Genomic DNA, 14,186 nt, shown 5'->3' with positions numbered 1-14,186 from the left:
GCTCTCGAAGTCTTTCGATAGATTTCAAAAATTTCGCGTATTCCATTGAGAAATTTTCTAGCCAATCAGCTCCTTAGCCTGTGCCAAAGCCGCCTCCGTAATTTTACTTCCGGAAAGTAATTGGGCAATTTCGTTCAGCTTTTCCTGATCACTTAAAGGAATAATAGTAGATTGGGTCTTGCCCGCGATATCCTGTTTTACCACTTTATAATTGTCGTTTCCTTTTGCTGCGACCTGTGCCAGGTGAGAAATAACGATTAACTGCATATCTTTTGACATTTCGCGCATCAGATTTCCTATTTCTTCGGCTACTTTTCCTGAAACTCCGGTATCAATTTCGTCTAAAATAAGCGTTGGAAGATCATCACTTTCAGCAATAATCTTTTTAACAGCCAACATTACTCTTGACCTTTCACCTCCTGAAATTGCGGTCTGAATAGGTTTTAAAGGAAAACCTGAATTAGCCTGAAATAAAAGCTGAATATTTTCTTTTCCGAAAGGATTGAATTCTGATGAATCCTGTAACTCAATATCTACTTTTGCTTTTTCCAGACCTAACTGTTTTAGTAAGTTTTCGGCTTTTTTAATAAAAATGGGAATACTTTTCTTTCTGTTTTTTGAAAGTTTTTCGGCAAGAGACTGAAGTATTTTTTCTTTCGCGGAAATGTTTTCTTCAATTTCAGCAATTGTCTCTTCCAATTCCGAAGCTTCTTTTTGATCTCCCGATAACTGATCTCTGATTTCTTTTAGCTCATTAACATCAGAAACGTTATGCTTAATCAGTAAGCTGTTAATTTTATTATTTAACTCAGAGAGTAAAGCCAGATTGGCCGGGTTGATCTCAATTTTTTCAGATTCGTTCTCAAGTTCGGAGATAATATCTTTCAAATCCACAAAAGATGTTTCCAGTCTTTCATCAAGTTCTGCAAAACTGGTTGAAACTTCTGCAATTTTGGACAGTTTATTTTTAGCCTCATTAAAGAAAGATAAAATCCCTACTTCTTCCTGATGAAATCTCGACAGCACCTGTGCAAGATTCTCAGAAATCATTTCGGCATTTTCCTGAATAGAGAGCTGATTTTGGAGCTCTTCATAATCTACATCATCCAACTGCAGTTCTTCCAGCTCATTAAGCAGGAACTGCTTGTAATCACTTTCTTTATTATTTTCTAAAAGCTGAGTCTGATATTTTTTAAGCTGGGTTTTTAAACTTTGAAAATCTGAAAACTCATTTTGATAGTCTTCAACCAGTTTTTTATTTTCCGAAAGTCCGTCTATAATTTTAAACTGATATTCTGATGTAAATAAATTCGAAGTTTCAAACTGGGAATGAATATCAATAAGTTTGGAAGACAGTTCTCTTAGAATATCCAATGTTACCGGAACATCATTGATGAAGGCTCTCGATTTACCGGAAGGCAAAATTTCCCGTCTGATGATCGTCTGGTGCTCATAATCCAGATCATTTTCTATAAAGAATTTTTTGAACTGGTTATTTAATGCAAATTCAGTTTCTACAACACTTTTTTCTTCTGCTTTTGAAATTGACTTTACATCTGCTCTTTCTCCCAAGATCAACCTAAGAGCACCCAAGATGATAGATTTTCCGGCACCGGTTTCACCAGTGATCACCTGTAGACCATTGTTTAACGATACTTCAAGCGTATCAATAAGGGCAAAATTTTTAATGTAAATTCTCGAAAGCATGGATAATAGCAAATTATTTGGCTATGGCAAATATAGAACTTTAGATGTCAGAATTCAAGAATGAATTTATTTCCACTTATTCCATTTTTCAGAATATTTCGGTGAAATCGTATTCATGAGCTGCTTAAGATCAGTCATAGGAATATTTCCATTATTTCCTGAATTGAAAATATTAAAAATTTCATCACTCTTATTATCCATAAATGTATTGAAGAAATAGCTTTGCTGGAAAGTATTTTCGTAGTTTTTCAACTGGGTAAGCGCATCATAAATCGCTCTTTTGGCCTGTGTCTGATCCTGATTAAATAAATTATCCAATCCGGCTCTATAATAGGTGTAAGCAGTAGCGCGGGTCTGGCTCCAGTTCGGGCTCATAATTTCTTTAATTAAAATAGAACGGCTTCTGGGTTCATTAATCTGTTTCCAGCCGTCGTAGGTATTCTGAGACTCTCCGTTTTGAGCAATTTGCTGAGCTTTCTGAAACCATTGTGTTCCTCCCATTGATTGAAAACTATCTGCATCATATCCTAAAATGGTATATACATAAAAGCCTACTATATCAACTAAATTTTTACCTGAAAACTGTCTTTCATTGAAAATAAGGTTTTCATTTTCAACATAATCAAAAGAAATTTTATTATCCTGAACGTTAAGCAACGGAGATTCGTATGATGAATTATAGACAGGTCTTACCGCCTGAATCACCATCTCACCTCTGAATCGGTTACCTTCTCTTTCTTTAATAACAAGGGCAAAACCACATTTTATCTTCTCAAAATTCTGAAGCTTCTTTCCGGTCCAGCTTGTATTGTTAATAAAATCTCTCAGACTTTTCTCCAATGCTTTATAAGCGGATTGGTTACTACCACCCAACAGTTGAGAATTTACCTGCACGGTAGCCAGTAATTCCTGAGAAAAACTTGTCGTATATATGAAAAGCAGTAAAAATAAACTTATGATCTTTTTCATTATTGATTAAAAATTGAGAACGGAAATTTATTAAAATTATTTTAAAAGTTGATCCTCAACGAAATTGAGAATATCTGTTGCGACTTCATCTTTTGATTTCAGATCAAATTCTTTCTTTTCCGTTTTTGTGAATATTTTTATTTTGTTGGTATCATTTTTAAAACCGGCACCTTCATCACGGAGAGAGTTCAGAACAATCATATCAAGATTTTTCTTTTGAAGCTTTCCTTTTGCATTTTCCTCTTCATTTTGAGTTTCCAAAGCAAAACCAACCAAAAACTGGTGATTTTTTTGCTCACCCATCGTTTTCAGAATATCCGGATTTTTAACCAACTCAATCGTTAAATTCTCATCATTCTTTTTGATTTTTTCCTTCGCCACTTCTTTCGGAGCATAATCAGCAACGGCTGCACTTGCAATAGCAATGTCTACATTTTCATAAAATTCAAAAACTTTTGCCAGCATTTCTTTTGCAGAAGTGACTTTATGCAGGGTTACATTTTGGTCATTGATAACCTGAGCACTAGGTCCTGAAATCAGAATTACTTTTGCCCCTCGTTTTGAAGCTTCTTCAGCCAAAGAAAACCCCATTTTCCCTGAGGAATGATTTCCTATAAATCTCACAGGGTCAATAGATTCATAAGTAGGTCCAGCGGTAATTAAAACGACTTTTCCTTCCAGTGTTTTTTTATATTCTTTATCAAAAAAATCTTCTACAGCCTTTGCAATGGTTTCCGGTTCTGCCATTCTTCCCTGACCAACCAGACCGCTCGCCAGTTCACCCTTTTCTGCAGGAATGATCATATGTCCGAAGCTTTCTGCCCATTCTAAATTTTTCTTTGTCGACGGATGTGCATACATGTCCAGATCCATTGCAGGAGCGATAAAAACAGGACACTTTGCAGACATATAGGTTGCTATAACCAGATTATCACAGATCCCATGAGTCATTTTAGCCAGCGTATTTGCCGTACAAGGTGCCACTACAAGTACATCAGCCCATAAACCCAATTCCACATGACTGTTCCATGTTCCGTTATCACTATAAAAATCTGAATAAACAGGTTTTTTAGACAATGTAGACAGGCTTAATTTTGTGACAAAATTTTCTGCATCCGGTGTCATGATCACCTGTACGTCAGCATTTTTTTTGACAAAATCTCTTATCAGAAAATGAATTTTGTATGCTGCAATACCTCCAGAAACAGCAATGAGAATTTTTTTCCCGGAAAGACTCATGTAGTTTAAATTTTTAAAATACTAAATTACTTATTTTTTCCCACAAACCCGTTTCTTAAACAACAAAGGTCATAAAAGAAATGATTCTCTTATGACCTTCATATATAAAAAACACGAATGTTTATTTTCTATCTTCTGTTTTTCTGAAATAGATATCTTCATTCAGCCATTCTTCAACAGCGATAGAAGTTGGTTTCGGAAGTTTTTCGTAATGTTTAGAGATCTCAATCTGTTCTCTGTTTTCGAAAACTTCTTCTAATGTAGAATTGTGAACAGCAAACTCGTCTAACTTGTTGTGTAACTCAGTACGAATTTCAGCATTGATCTGCTCTGCTCTCTTTCCCATGATAACAATAGCTTCATAGATTGAACCTACTTTATCTTCAATCTTATCCTTATCGTAAGTGATAGTATTTACTTCTGCTTTTGTATCTTTTACACTCATTTTGAGAAAATTAAATTATTTTAAGATGGCAAATTTACGAATTATCTTTGAATTTTGAAAGTCGCAGCGGGAGGAGGTGTCTGAAGTGCCGCACTATCCCTCTGGATCTGCATTGCTTTCTTCTGTGCATCTAGCTGATCCTTCATTTGCTGCTCCGTTTTATTCTGCGTAGCCAGCTTATCTGCTTCTTTTTTCTGTCTTGCCGTTAATGCAGCAATTCTAGCTTCTGTATTCTTTTTTACAATAACAAAATCCTTCTTCTCTTTTTCCAGTTTCTGTCTCAAGTCCAAAGCAGCTTTAGAATATTCCGTATTTGGAAGATCTTTTTCTACCTGTCTTGTAAATGACAATGCGCTTTCAATACGTTCGTCTTTAAGATCATAAATAGATTTCGCAGCCAGTTCGTAGCGAGACTTCATCATATAATCATAAATTTTCGGACGAAGCTTTGTACTTGGGAAATCTTCCAATACATTTTCTAAAGCAACGTTTGCCGCTTTATAATCTCCCATATTGAAATACTGTCTTGCATTTTCATATGCTTTAAATTCAAGCTTATAAGACAGTTCATCGATTAATGTCGTGATATTCTTAGATCTCTCGGAATTCGGATAATTGTTCAGGAAATCCTGAAGCTCATTAATCGCCAATTCAGTACTTGTCTGGTCCAGGTTATAATCCATAGATCCTTCATAGTAACATAAAGCCGACATATAAGCCGCCTCTTCTGCTCTCGGATCTTTTGGAAAACTTACCGCAAAGTTTTTGAACTGATGCCCCGCGAGTTTAAAGTTTTTATCGTAATAATTCGCATAGGCCGTATTAAAACCTACATTCGGAAAATCATCAGTACCGGCAACAAGATTGGCAAGCCTGTCATAAAGAGCCAAAGCGTTCTTCCACTTCTTTTTAGCAAAGTTGTCATTCGCTGCTTTTAAAATGAAATTTTTATCAGCACTTTTCATTGCTTTTTCCTGCTGACTCACGCATGATGTTACCACTGCTACAGCAAAAAGACCTAAAATATATTTTTTCATATAAAAAATTCAACAGTTTTCGGACTATACCACCGATTTACTAATTTGCAAAAATATAACTTTTTTGCCAATAGATTTTTTTTTATGATTATTTAACGTAATTTTAGTCCGCAGCGTATCCCAAAATTGCAAAAACACTGAGTAAGAGATTCATTCTTACCTTTTTTTCGGCTTCTTTGGAGTAAGTTTCCTCATTTTTGCTCGGAACATATAATTCGTAAAAATTTTTGTTTCGGATAACAAATAAAGTAGACCCGATAATCGTGGTCAGAATATCTTCAGGTTTCGGAGTAAAAGTAAAAACTCCTGATGTGACCCCTTTTTTAATCACCTCATCCAGTTTTTTGACAAATAACTGATAGAAATCCAACAATTCATCTTTCAGATTTTCTGTATGACGAAGTTCCTGAGTCACAAATCCGTGGAAATAATTATATTTAAATAACTGAGAAACAATGTACTTTATAATTTCCTTCATCTGCATTTCGGGCTTACCATCTTTAATGGTATCTGCAAATTCAGAAAAATTTTCTCTGGTTTTTAAAACTCTGTATTGGTAAAGGTAAGACATCATTTTCTCCTTAGATCCGAAATAATAGGAGATCATCGCTACATTGATATTGGCTTTGGAACAGATATCTCTCACCGATGTTCCCTCATAGCCTTTTTTTGCGATAAGCTCTTCTGCAATGTCTAAAATATGAATTTGTTTTTCCGTAAATTTTTTTTTCATGAAGTGTTGCTTTCAGGTAAAGTTAAGAAATTTTTAACAAATTTATAAACGTTCGTTTAAGAATTTTACATTAATTCTAAATAATCTTATTTTTGACAAATGGATTTTTTTGATTTTCATCACCATAAGAAATATATCGGGTACGGAATTTATAATGTAAACCCGGAAAACATTCCGCCTGATTTCGCGTTTTCTGTAGGAATTCATCCTAAAGAAATCAATATTGATATGCTGGACTCTCAATTCCACTGGCTGCAATCCAATATAAATGATCGATGTTTTGCCATTGGAGAATGCGGGCTGGATTCTTTTTCCAACGTAGATCAAAAAACCCAGGAAGACGTTTTTTTAAGACAGATAAAAATATCTAATGACGTGAAAAAACCCTTAATCATCCATTGCGTAAGAAAATTTTACGAGGTCATTTCCTTTAAAAAATACGCTGAACAAGCTATGATTATTCATGGTTTTAATAAAAAACAGGGCATCGCAGAGGATTTACTTAAAAATAATTTTTATCTGAGTTTTGGAAAAGCAGTTTTGTATAATTTATCTTTGCAAAATACTTTGAAAATGACTCCTTTGGATAAAGTCTTTTTGGAAACAGATAATGATGATTTTATAATTGAAGAACTGTATCAGAAAGCTGCGGAAATCAAAGGAATTTCTTTGGAAAGGTTAAACGAACAAATTTTAGAAAATTTAGAGACAATACAAAATGGATAAGTACTGGTTGGAAAGAACGGAGCTTCTGATAAAAGAAGAAGGATTGGAAAAACTTAATAAGGCGACCGTCTTGGTAGTTGGTTTAGGTGGAGTCGGTTCTTTTGCAGCCGAATTTCTTGCAAGAGCCGGAGTCGGCAACATGACAATTGTGGACGGAGATACTGTTGACATCACAAACATTAACAGGCAGTTACCTGCATTACATTCCACCGTTGGAAAGCACAAAGTAGATGTTGTTGCAGAGAGACTTTTAGACATTAATCCAACGCTTAATTTAGTTAAAATCAATGAATTTCTAAATCCTGAAAGAATGGATGAAGTATTGGATTCTGCAAAATTTGATTATGTTCTGGATTGTATTGACAGTGTAACGCCGAAGCTTTGTCTTATTATCGCTGCCAAAAGAAGAAGAATAAAAATTGTAAGCTCCATGGGTGCTGGTGGAAAAACCGATCCCAGCAAGGTAATGGTAAGAGACATCAGCAAGACTGAACACTGCCACCTTGCAAGACAGGTAAGAAAGAGATTGAAGAAAGAAAAAATCGATAAGGGAGTACGTTGTGTTTTTGCCAATGACATTCAGGATGAAGAAAGTCTGAAAATGACTGACGGAACCAATTATAAAAGATCTTTTTACGGGACCATAAGTTATATGCCCGCAATTTTCGGTCTGTACACCGCTTCGGAAGTTATTAATCATTTATTGAATAAAGACTAAAAATTTTCCCACAGATTTCACAGGTTTTCACAAATGACGGAGAATATTTTCGTCATAGATTTTTGAAACCTGTGGGAAAAACATAAAAACAAATACTATATTTACAGCCCGTAAATGACAGATTCTAAATATCCCAGAGCAGAAAAGCTAAAAGCCAAAACTGAAATCACCTTACTTTTTGAAAAAGGTAAATGGAGAACTCATGGAAATTTGAGAATAATTATACTGAAAGACAAGCCCCGTTTTCCTGTGGCATCTACAAAATTTACGGTTTCAGTTTCTAAAAGATATTTTAAAAAGGCAGTTCACAGAAATCGTATAAAAAGACTTCTACGTGAATGTTACCGTCTGAACAAGGACCTTTTTAAAGAAGCCTTCGGAGAAAAAACAATGGCAATGCTTTTTTGGGCTTCTCCGGAATTGCCTCAAAAGTTTCAGGATGTGGAGGCTCAGTTTATTAAGCTTTGCCAGGTCCAGAAAAAGTCTTAATTTTTATTTTAATTATATAAGTTTTCACTGGTCAATTGTGGATATTTTCCGGTAGTTCTACAGATTAATTTTTAAGAATATTATTTTTTGTAACTTTAAAGGAAACAAATAATCTGAAAATTAATATGTTAGACAATATTCCCTATTTACCCTATATCTTAAGTGCCTTTATAGGTATCGGTTTGGCTGCAGCAACAGGTTTCAGGGTTTTCCTACCTTTATTTGCCGTCAGTCTAGCGTCTTATTTTAACTGGATCCCGATGAGTGAACAGTTCGAATGGCTTGCCGGGCTTCCCACTCTTATTACGACTGCAATAGCAATGGTTGTTGAAGTCCTAGCCTATTACATTCCATTTATTGATCATCTGTTGGATACCTTATCGGTTCCGCTGGCAACGATTGCCGGTTCCGTATTATTTGCGAGCCAGTTTGCTGATATCGGATCATTTGCACAATGGGGACTGGCATTAATTGCAGGGGGCGGAACTGCGGCTACGATAAGTTCCGGTTTTGCAGGAATCCGTGCTGCCTCTACCGCAACAACAGGAGGATTAGGAAATTCTGTGGTAGGAACAACCGAAACCGCCGGAGCAGGGATTATGTCTATTTTGGCAATGGCTGCACCTATAATTGCTGTCATTCTCGCGATTTTAACCATTGTATGCATTGTCATTCTGGGAAGAAAGGCATGGAAAAAATTAAGGAACAGGAAAAAGCCAGTTCATTACACATAAAAAAAGACTAAGTTTATCACTCAGTCTTTTTTGCTATTTTTATGCTCGATTATATTTGCTGATAAAACTCCATATGCAAAAGGAAAAGCATTATTATATACCCTCACAAAAGTGCTTGTCTTCCAGATAGATTTAGTTTTTACTTCTAAAATCTTTTATGTTCTGAATTTTCTCTTCAAAATAAGCTTTCTTTTCAGGTGTCTTTTTAATTAATATTTCAAATGCCTTGATCGCTTTTGTATACAATTTCTGTTCGAAGTATAAAGTAGCCAACGTCTCGGTCATTAAGTGTGAAATATCATCATTTCTTTCCTTTATAACGTAAGCAGACTCTTCTTTAAGTTGAGAAATTTTCGGGTTATTTTCGATAAAGGTTTCAATCACTTTATTCTTAATCTCTATAATTTCTTTCTTTTCTTCTACAGGCTCTTCTTCCTCTTCTCTGTCAATTTTCAGCCAGCTTTGCCAAGTGTTGATAAATCCTGGAACATTGCTGTCTATATCGCTTTGAGTTTTCACTTCTTTTTCCGGAATCTCTTTCATTTCTTCTTTGGCATCCGGCTCAGACACAGGTTGAGATTTTTCCGCAGACCAGCTTGAAATATCAGAACTAAAGAAAGAAACATTCATTACGGGCGCTTCATCATCTTTCTGTTCTTCTATCATTGTTATTTCCTGCTTTCCAGAACCTTCATCATTTATTTCAGGTTCTGAAGATTGATCTTCTTTGATTTCCTGAACATCTTCTTGCTCCGGTAAGGTATTTTCTTTTTCTGAAATTTCAGTTTCATTACTGACAGCTTCAGACTGAGGACTGTTTTGTTCTTTATTAATAAGAGAATCAGGAACATGAGCCTCAAAACTCATCGGTTTCCATTCTTTTATAATTTCTTTCTCTGTTTCAGATTCCTGATTGGTTTCTACAGGTTCTTCTGCAACTTCCTGAGCTTCTTCAGTGGGGTCAGATACCTCTTGTTTATCTTCAGCCGTTTTTTCATCAGCAGAAATGACCTCAAAACTTTGAGTTTCAGCAAAACTGATATCATTGTTGGCAGCATCAGTCTCCTCTGTTTTTTGATCATCAGAAACTTTCTTGCTTTCTTTCATTTTCTTTTCAACCCGCTCAATCAGACGTCTCATTTCATCTTCATGCTTATTGGATCCAGCCACAGCAACTTCCTCATTTTGAGTATCCTCAGATGCTTTCAACTGGTCTTTCTGCACGTCATTTAATTCAACATCAGAATTTCCTTCAGCAGACTCTTTATTTTCGGAGGCAATTTCCGTTGCTTCTAATTTTTCAGATGGAATATTCACATCCGGCATGAAAGACTGTGTTTCATGAAAGCTTATGTCAGACTCATCCTTAACTTCATCCTCCATTTTTTCTGAGGAAATTTTATCCTCATTAATAATAGTTTCAGGAGTAAACTCAACACCTTCTTCCTGAAGGATTTCTGAACCTTCAATCGAAGCACTTTCTTCCGTATTTTCTTCCGGAATATCATTTGCAGGAATATTTACCTCTTCCATAAAAGGTTCTACTTCACTGATGGCTGCATTTTCCTTACTCTCTGCAATTTTCTCATCCGAAATATTTTCAGATTCAATAGGTACTTCAGAATTCAACTCTTCAGTAATTTCAGGCTCGGCAGGGATTTCTGAAACTTTCTCTGTACTATTTTGAAGCTGTCCCAAATCCTGTTTATGGGTAACAATAGATCCTGATTCTAAGGTGGATTCCAGATCAATAGTTTCAGAGTTTTCTTCGTTAAGGAAATTTTCTTCCCCTTCAAATAAAATCCTGTTTCTTTCACCATCTACATAAACATGTTTGATTTCTGGTGTATTGTTTTGAACCAGACATGATGCTTCTGCGTATTTATTTTCCGTTACAGATTCTTCTATAATTTCCTTTTCCGGATTTATGGAAGATTCAGGCTGTCGAACGGGAATCATTATATTTTCAGCAGAAGTTTCTTTATCCTCTCTTTTTAGAGGAAAATTACTTCTTTTATAGGTGTAATTAAATGTATTTTTAGGGAATTCAGGTATTTTTTCTTCAACAGCAATTTCTACTTTAGGCTTCTGTTTTTGTTGAATTTTACCATTGATCAACTGATAAAGTATTTTTTTATCTGTTGTGTAAGCGGCAGTTATGGAAAGCTCTTTTTGGTAATTCGCTTTATCATAAAGGTGAATACCATACAAATGCAATGCCCTGATATTTTGAATAAAAGGAAAAGAATCAATCTCTTCTTTCAAAAGATTGAGGTCTTCTGACTGAATATTTTTTGGGTTCTTTAATAATTCTAAAACTCTAGGATTCATTTTACCAGTTTGCTACAATATCGTTAAAAATCTTATTGATAATTCTATCTGTTACAATTTTTACCTGTGAAGTTTCTATATCTGTCTGAGACAAGTTATTGTTGAAAACCGCCTCATCGGAATAAGTTCTGTCGAAACTGGAATCCGGATGAATTTTGTTTTCATAATGCACCTTCACTGTAATTGTTAATTTATTCTGAGACTCATTGATCACTCCTCCCGTTGTAGTCGTGGTCGTTGTCGAGCTGATCGTTGTCGGCGAAATTGAGTAGTCTGTAATCTCTCCTTCAACCAGAATATCAGGGTTTTCTTTAGTTCCTTTTAAGGTTGTTCTTTGTAAAAATCGGTTTTGAATATCCGTTGAAAACTGCTGAGATAAAGCAGGATTCACCAACGCAGCATTGTTTGGAAATTCATTAATCTGCACGGTTTTTTCATCCGTAAGAGAAGATCCCGTAAAGGAATAACACTGATGAAACAATGTAAGAATAATAAATCCGAAAATTATTTTTATTTTATTCATAAACCTACCTTTTGATTTTGCGTTTCTAAAACGTCTTTAAAACTCATGTATTTAATGCACAGGCCCAAAGGAGCCGTCAGAAAAATACCAATACCACATGCAAATATTCCAATTTCTGAAATAATTCCTGCAAGAATCATAAAAATAAGAATCATCCAGAAATTTTTCTTAGCAATTTTCCATGATAGAGAATATGCCTGTCTTACACTCTGTATTCTGTAAATTGAAATAAGTGGCTGCACAAAATAAAATGATACAGAAAATGCAAACATCAATAATATAAATAAGCAGAACCAGATTCCCAATCCTCCTGCAAATAAGGCTGTTCCTATATCGCTGGGATCATCTCCATACTGTGCGGCAGCAAATAATGGAATTAATGTGATCTGCACCGGGATCATTAATACAAAAACTACAACCAGAAGTAATACAAAAAATTTAAAGTACACCCAGAAATCTGTAAAATCAAAAATATCACCCGCCTGTACCGGTCTACCTTCATCAGCTTTCTTACAGATCTTATAAAAATTTCCCATTGCCAATATTCCGCAAAAAGGGATAATACTCATAATAACAGCCAAAAAGGTCGCCAATACAAAACCTCCGATATCTTTTTTGAACAGATCAATTCCTTCGGAAATATACTTTCCTATGTTAAAATTATATCTTTTGTTTGTAATTAAATCAAAGTTCCCCATGTGTTTTTTATTCTTCTAAGTTATATTGTTTTATTTTTCTGTATAATGTTCGTTGCGAAATCCCCAACTCATCAGCAGCTTTATTCCTGCGTCCCTTATGCTTTTCCAACGCCTTGATAATCAAATCCTTCTCGTTATTCTGAAGAGACAAAGATTCGGGTCTGTTTTCCTCAATTTCAATATCTTCAAAATCCTCATAACTTTCTTCAGGGTTTGAAATAATAGTGGGAGTCTGCACTGCCGGATGATGATTCTCTTCAAAATATACTAAAGAACTTGGGACAGCATTTTGCTGTGGCTCAGGAGTATAAATCCTGTTAATCAAGCTTTTTTCATGATTACTAAGATCCCCCGCACCGCGATTTTTAATTAATTCCGAAGTTAATGATTTTAAATCATTAATATCGTTTCTCATATCGAAGAGAATTTTATACATAATTTCTCTTTCGCTCCCAAAATCTGTCTGCTTCGAATTATTAGGCTGATTAACCACCATTGGCAGATGGGTCTCCATAGGAATATATTCAGCCAGCTTTTCTACCGTGACATGTCTGTTTCGCTCCACAACCGTCATTTGCTCAACCAGATTTCTCAGTTGTCTGACATTTCCCGGAAATGTATAATTTTCAACATAATGCACAGCGCTCGGATCAAGTTCAAGCTCAGGCATTCTGTATTTTTCTGCAAAATCTATAGCAAACTTCCTGAACAGCAAATGAATATCACCTTTTCTTTCTCTCAAAGGAGGCATATCAATTTGCACGGTATTTAGTCGATAGTACAAGTCTTCACGGAATCTTCCGTCATGAATTGCCTTCATCATATTCACATTAGTAGCCGCTACAATTCTTACGTTTGTTTTTTGAACCTGTGAAGAACCTACTTTCATAAATTCACCACTCTCTAGTACTCTCAACAGACGAACCTGTGTCTGCAAAGGGAGCTCTCCAACCTCGTCCAGAAAAATAGTTCCGCCATCTGCCACTTCAAAATATCCCTTTCTTGTTGCTGTAGCACCAGTAAAAGCACCTTTTTCATGACCGAATAATTCTGAATCGATAGTTCCTTCTGGAATAGCTCCGCAATTGACAACGATATAAGGCTGATGTTTTCTTTTAGATTCTGAATGGATGATTTTCGGAATAAATTCTTTCCCGACCCCACTTTCTCCGATTACCAGAACGGAAATATCTGTCGGGGCAACCTGAATAGATTTTTCCAGGGCACGGTTTAATGCCGGAAAGTTTCCGATAATTCCGAAACGGTTTTTTATATTTTGTAATTCGATACTCATAAGTAAATTTTAGATTATTGATTTGAATTTGATCCTCATAATAAACTGAAGATCTTTTAATTAGTTAAAAATTTGTTTAAAAAATTAACTAATTACCTCTAAATAATCTTTGTTTCTGACTTTTGAAACTTTACTTTTAAAGTATATCATTTCAGCAAAGTGATTTTCTTTGCTTAGTTTTTCAAAATTAGATAAAATCTGATTATGCCTTTCTTCGCTGAAATTGTTTAGCCAAAGCTTATAAAAACCATGGTCATTCTGACGATTTGGAAAGGTATTTTCAATAAGATCAATAGCATTTTGCTTTTGGTGTATGGCAAAATGATTGATTTTTTTCTTAGGCGAAATTTCCTGAGTTTCCTGACAGCCCTGCGAGGTTAAAAATTTAGTATAAACTTCATAAAGCCTCCTATAATCCTCGTTTTCAACACATCCGTGACCGATCTGTGCCGAAACATTACTGCATATGATCACCAATAAAACACTGAGGCAATATTTCTGAAGCTTTTCCATTGTCTTTTTACAGGTTATTATTGATCATTT

The 14,186-nt window shown here is 35.2% G+C and carries 15 protein-coding genes; 4 read left to right on the top strand and 11 right to left on the bottom strand.

The window, feature by feature from the left end; all coding sequences use genetic code 11:
- Positions 1–57: 57 nt before the first annotated feature.
- From M2373_RS08835 to M2373_RS08810, 6 genes are all read right to left on the bottom strand, one after another.
- Positions 58–1,707: a DNA repair protein RecN gene (locus M2373_RS08835; protein ID WP_259109687.1), complete on the bottom strand. Its 1,650-nt coding sequence runs from the start codon at positions 1,705–1,707 to the stop codon at positions 58–60.
- Positions 1,708–1,773: 66 nt separating this feature from the next.
- Positions 1,774–2,676 (bottom strand): DUF4835 family protein, encoded by a 903-nt coding sequence (locus tag M2373_RS08830; RefSeq protein WP_259109685.1) that lies wholly within the window; start codon positions 2,674–2,676, stop codon positions 1,774–1,776.
- Positions 2,677–2,712: 36 nt separating this feature from the next.
- Entirely contained in the window at positions 2,713–3,915 is a 1,203-nt protein-coding gene (gene coaBC / locus M2373_RS08825) for a bifunctional phosphopantothenoylcysteine decarboxylase/phosphopantothenate--cysteine ligase CoaBC (protein ID WP_259109683.1), read from the bottom strand.
- Between the two features lie 121 nt (positions 3,916–4,036).
- A complete protein-coding gene (locus M2373_RS08820; protein ID WP_259109681.1) occupies positions 4,037–4,360 on the bottom strand; it encodes a DNA-directed RNA polymerase subunit omega in 324 nt (107 codons plus the stop codon).
- A 41-nt stretch (positions 4,361–4,401) separates the two neighbouring features.
- Positions 4,402–5,397 (bottom strand): outer membrane protein assembly factor BamD, encoded by a 996-nt coding sequence (locus M2373_RS08815; RefSeq protein ID WP_259109679.1) that lies wholly within the window; start codon positions 5,395–5,397, stop codon positions 4,402–4,404.
- A gap of 103 nt (positions 5,398–5,500) precedes the next feature.
- On the bottom strand, positions 5,501–6,130 hold the full coding sequence (locus tag M2373_RS08810) for a TetR/AcrR family transcriptional regulator (protein ID WP_259109676.1): 630 nt from the start codon (positions 6,128–6,130) through the stop codon (positions 5,501–5,503).
- A 99-nt stretch (positions 6,131–6,229) separates the two neighbouring features.
- On the opposite strand from M2373_RS08810, the gene M2373_RS08805 reads away from it, so the two are divergent.
- The 4 genes from M2373_RS08805 (at position 6,230) to M2373_RS08790 (ending at position 8,797) form a co-directional block, all read left to right on the top strand.
- Complete coding sequence (locus M2373_RS08805; protein WP_259109675.1) at positions 6,230–6,856, top strand: TatD family hydrolase; 627 nt, start codon at positions 6,230–6,232, stop codon at positions 6,854–6,856.
- On the top strand, positions 6,849–7,574 hold the full coding sequence (locus tag M2373_RS08800) for a tRNA threonylcarbamoyladenosine dehydratase (protein ID WP_259109672.1): 726 nt from the start codon (positions 6,849–6,851) through the stop codon (positions 7,572–7,574). Before M2373_RS08805 ends, M2373_RS08800 begins: the two co-directional genes overlap by 8 nt.
- A 114-nt stretch (positions 7,575–7,688) precedes the next feature.
- Positions 7,689–8,063 (top strand): ribonuclease P protein component, encoded by a 375-nt coding sequence (gene rnpA, locus M2373_RS08795; RefSeq protein WP_259109670.1) that lies wholly within the window; start codon positions 7,689–7,691, stop codon positions 8,061–8,063.
- A 125-nt stretch (positions 8,064–8,188) separates the two neighbouring features.
- Positions 8,189–8,797 (top strand): DUF4126 domain-containing protein, encoded by a 609-nt coding sequence (locus tag M2373_RS08790; RefSeq protein ID WP_259109668.1) that lies wholly within the window; start codon positions 8,189–8,191, stop codon positions 8,795–8,797.
- Between the two features lie 132 nt (positions 8,798–8,929).
- Here M2373_RS08790 and M2373_RS08785 read toward each other — a convergent pair whose 3' ends face one another.
- The 5 genes from M2373_RS08785 to M2373_RS08765 form a co-directional block, all read right to left on the bottom strand.
- Positions 8,930–11,128 carry a hypothetical protein gene (locus M2373_RS08785; protein WP_259109665.1) on the bottom strand — a complete coding sequence of 733 codons (2,199 nt, stop codon included), beginning with the start codon at positions 11,126–11,128 and terminating at the stop codon, positions 8,930–8,932.
- Between the two features lies 1 nt (position 11,129).
- Positions 11,130–11,651: an LPS assembly lipoprotein LptE gene (gene lptE / locus M2373_RS08780; RefSeq protein WP_259109663.1), complete on the bottom strand. Its 522-nt coding sequence runs from the start codon at positions 11,649–11,651 to the stop codon at positions 11,130–11,132.
- Positions 11,648–12,349 (bottom strand): hypothetical protein, encoded by a 702-nt coding sequence (locus tag M2373_RS08775; RefSeq protein WP_259109660.1) that lies wholly within the window; start codon positions 12,347–12,349, stop codon positions 11,648–11,650. The genes lptE and M2373_RS08775 overlap by 4 nt, the downstream gene beginning before the upstream one ends.
- Before the next feature lie 7 nt (positions 12,350–12,356).
- Complete coding sequence (locus M2373_RS08770; protein WP_259109658.1) at positions 12,357–13,643, bottom strand: sigma-54-dependent Fis family transcriptional regulator; 1,287 nt, start codon at positions 13,641–13,643, stop codon at positions 12,357–12,359.
- 84 nt (positions 13,644–13,727) lie between these two features.
- On the bottom strand, positions 13,728–14,156 hold the full coding sequence (locus M2373_RS08765) for a hypothetical protein (RefSeq protein ID WP_259109656.1): 429 nt from the start codon (positions 14,154–14,156) through the stop codon (positions 13,728–13,730).
- Between the last annotated feature and the right edge of the window lie 30 nt (positions 14,157–14,186).

The organism is Chryseobacterium sp. JUb7, assembly GCF_024806495.1.
Classification (GTDB): Bacteria; Bacteroidota; Bacteroidia; order Flavobacteriales; family Weeksellaceae; genus Chryseobacterium.
This window is presented reverse-complemented; position numbering and strand designations above follow the sequence as displayed.

Coding starts and splice junctions, on each gene's coding strand:
- M2373_RS08770 (WP_259109658.1), bottom strand. CDS start 13,643: ATGAGTATCGAATTACAAAATATAAAAAACCGTTTCGGAATTATCGGA.
- M2373_RS08800 (WP_259109672.1), top strand. CDS start 6,849: ATGGATAAGTACTGGTTGGAAAGAACGGAGCTTCTGATAAAAGAAGAA.
- M2373_RS08775 (WP_259109660.1), bottom strand. CDS start 12,349: ATGGGGAACTTTGATTTAATTACAAACAAAAGATATAATTTTAACATA.
- M2373_RS08820 (WP_259109681.1), bottom strand. CDS start 4,360: ATGAGTGTAAAAGATACAAAAGCAGAAGTAAATACTATCACTTACGAT.
- M2373_RS08815 (WP_259109679.1), bottom strand. CDS start 5,397: ATGAAAAAATATATTTTAGGTCTTTTTGCTGTAGCAGTGGTAACATCA.
- rnpA (WP_259109670.1), top strand. CDS start 7,689: ATGACAGATTCTAAATATCCCAGAGCAGAAAAGCTAAAAGCCAAAACT.
- M2373_RS08790 (WP_259109668.1), top strand. CDS start 8,189: ATGTTAGACAATATTCCCTATTTACCCTATATCTTAAGTGCCTTTATA.
- M2373_RS08835 (WP_259109687.1), bottom strand. CDS start 1,707: ATGCTTTCGAGAATTTACATTAAAAATTTTGCCCTTATTGATACGCTT.
- lptE (WP_259109663.1), bottom strand. CDS start 11,651: ATGAATAAAATAAAAATAATTTTCGGATTTATTATTCTTACATTGTTT.
- M2373_RS08805 (WP_259109675.1), top strand. CDS start 6,230: ATGGATTTTTTTGATTTTCATCACCATAAGAAATATATCGGGTACGGA.
- M2373_RS08765 (WP_259109656.1), bottom strand. CDS start 14,156: ATGGAAAAGCTTCAGAAATATTGCCTCAGTGTTTTATTGGTGATCATA.
- M2373_RS08830 (WP_259109685.1), bottom strand. CDS start 2,676: ATGAAAAAGATCATAAGTTTATTTTTACTGCTTTTCATATATACGACA.
- M2373_RS08785 (WP_259109665.1), bottom strand. CDS start 11,128: ATGAATCCTAGAGTTTTAGAATTATTAAAGAACCCAAAAAATATTCAG.
- coaBC (WP_259109683.1), bottom strand. CDS start 3,915: ATGAGTCTTTCCGGGAAAAAAATTCTCATTGCTGTTTCTGGAGGTATT.
- M2373_RS08810 (WP_259109676.1), bottom strand. CDS start 6,130: ATGAAAAAAAAATTTACGGAAAAACAAATTCATATTTTAGACATTGCA.